Source organism: Streptomyces triticirhizae (assembly GCF_003696235.1).
In the GTDB taxonomy this organism is placed as follows: domain Bacteria; phylum Actinomycetota; class Actinomycetes; order Streptomycetales; family Streptomycetaceae; genus Streptomyces; species Streptomyces triticirhizae.
In genome coordinates, this window is the sequence record NZ_RFFJ01000371.1 from 1 (window position 1) to 2,079 (window position 2,079).

A 2,079-nucleotide genomic window follows, 5' to 3' on the forward strand; every position below is an offset into this window, starting at 1 on the left:
CGCGCCCCCGCGCGCCCGAGCGCCCTCCCCCAACACGGCGCGCGGCGACCGCCGTTCGCCGAAAGTCGCCGCTGGTGACGGCGGTGTCGGTGCGCACGCCCCCGCCCCGCCCGCCGGCGGCCCCCGCCCAACGCCGCCCCCGGAGCGCGGCCGGTGCCCCTGCGTGCGCCGGGGCCCACATCCGGGGCGCATGGGTGCATCCACCGGGGCATCCGGGATGGCCCAGGCACCGTGGGGCATGGTTCTGCCGCCGGGTTCCGGCGGCGGCCCCGGCGTGCCGATCGGCCATAGGAGACAAAGATGTCGGCCAGACCACTGATCGCCCGACAGCCCAACGAGCGCCTGCTGGCGCTGATACGCGAGGCCAACTGTTCCAACGCCGGGCTGGCCCGCCGGGTCAACATGTGCGCCGCCGAGCGTTCGCTCGACTTCCGCTACGACAAGACCTCGGTGGCCCGCTGGATTCGCGGGCAGCAGCCGCGCGGCCGGGCGCCCGAGCTGATCGCCGAGGCCCTCGGCCGCAAGCTGGGGCGCCCCGTCACGGTCGACGAGATCGGGATGGGCACCACTCGGCAGCTCACCTCATCGGTCGGGCTGCACTTCGCGGCGGCGCTCAACGACTCGCTGGAGCAGGCCGCCGAGCTGTGGCGCTCCGACGTGCAGCGCACCGAGGGCGAGCGCGGCACCCACCCCTACGCGCCCGGCGGCGCGCAGGTGGCGCCGGCCGCGCTGGTCGAGCCCAGCCGCGACTGGCTGATCACCCCGCCCGACGCCGAGGTCGCCAGGAGCGGCGGACCCCGGGTCGGCGAGGCCGACATCGCGGCCGTCGTCGACACCCACGCGGCGCTCGTCGACCTGGACCGGCGCTGGGGCTCCGGCCAGGTCAGGCCGCTGGTCGTCCACTACCTCAACGGTGTGGTCGCCGGCCTGCTCGCCGGCTCCTACAGCGAGGCGGCCGGCCGCGAACTCTTCGCCGCCGCCGCCCGGTTGACCGAGCTGGCCGGCTATATGGCGGTGGACAGCGGCCTGCCCGGCCTCGCGCAGCGCTACTACATCCAGGCGCTCCGGCTGGCGCAGGCCGCCGGGGACCGGGGCTTCGGCGGCTATGTGCTGGCGGCCGGAATGAGCCATCTCGCGGCCGAGTTGGGCAACCCGCGCGAGGTGATCCAGCTGGCCAGGGCGGCGCAGGAGGGCACCAGGGGGCGGGTGCCGGCGCGCGCCGAGGCGCTGTTCCTGGCCGCCGAGGCGCGCGGCCACGCCCAGCTCGGCGACCGCGAGGCCACCCGCCGCGCCGCGTCCGAGGCGCTCGCCGCGCAGGAACGTGCCGGCGCGCCCGGCGACGACGCCGACGAGCCGGCCTGGGTGCGGCACTTCGACACCGCCTACCTCGCGGACGAGCTGGCGCACTGCCACCGCGACCTCGGCCAGGGCAGGGCCGCCGAGCGGCGCGCGGCCGAGGCGGTGGCCGGGCACCCGGAGAAGCGCACCAGGCGGCGCGCCATAGGGCTGGTGCTGATGGCCACCGGCCAGCTCCAGGAAGGTGATCTCGAATACGCCTGCCACACGGCGGGCCGGGCGGGCGAACTGCTCGCCGGGCTGCGCTCGGGGCGTGGCGCGGAGTACTTCGCTGACTTCAGGGGCCGTCTGGAGCCACACCGGGACCACCGGACGGTCCGCGAGTTCGCCGGCCGCTGGGCGCCGGCGCCGACTCCGGCCTGAGGCGCCCGACTTGACGACCGGCGGGCGGCGCAGCAGTCTGCGATGAGCCGGTACCGTGGCCCGGCGAGCTGCGTTGAGCGAACGAGGAGCCCCGGTGACGAGCCACAACGGACGGGACGACGAGCCGCGCGAGGGAGTGGTCCTGCCGCCGGGTTCCGGCGGTTTCCCCGGCGAGATACACCCCGACCCGACCCCTGCCGCGCCTCCCGCGGGTCAGCCCTGGAGCCAGCCCTGGGGGCCCGGCCAGGCGGGCCCGGCCGGAGGACCGGGCGCGCCCTCGGCTCCGGGAGGCCCCGGGGCCGCGCCCCCGCCGACCCAGGCGGTGCCGGCCGTTCCCCCGCAGGCGCCGCCGCTGCCCCC

The 2,079-nt window shown here is 77.3% G+C and carries 1 protein-coding gene; it reads left to right on the forward strand.

Going from position 1 to position 2,079, the window contains the following annotated elements:
* The first annotated feature begins 300 nt into the window (after window positions 1-300).
* The gene (locus EBN88_RS29675) at window positions 301-1,719 is read left to right on the forward strand and encodes a transcriptional regulator (protein WP_122400063.1); all 1,419 of its coding nucleotides are present in this window, start codon (window positions 301-303) and stop codon (window positions 1,717-1,719) included.
* Window positions 1,720-2,079 lie beyond the last annotated feature (360 nt).

Coding starts and splice junctions, on each gene's coding strand:
- EBN88_RS29675 (WP_122400063.1), top strand. CDS start 301: ATGTCGGCCAGACCACTGATCGCCCGACAGCCCAACGAGCGCCTGCTG.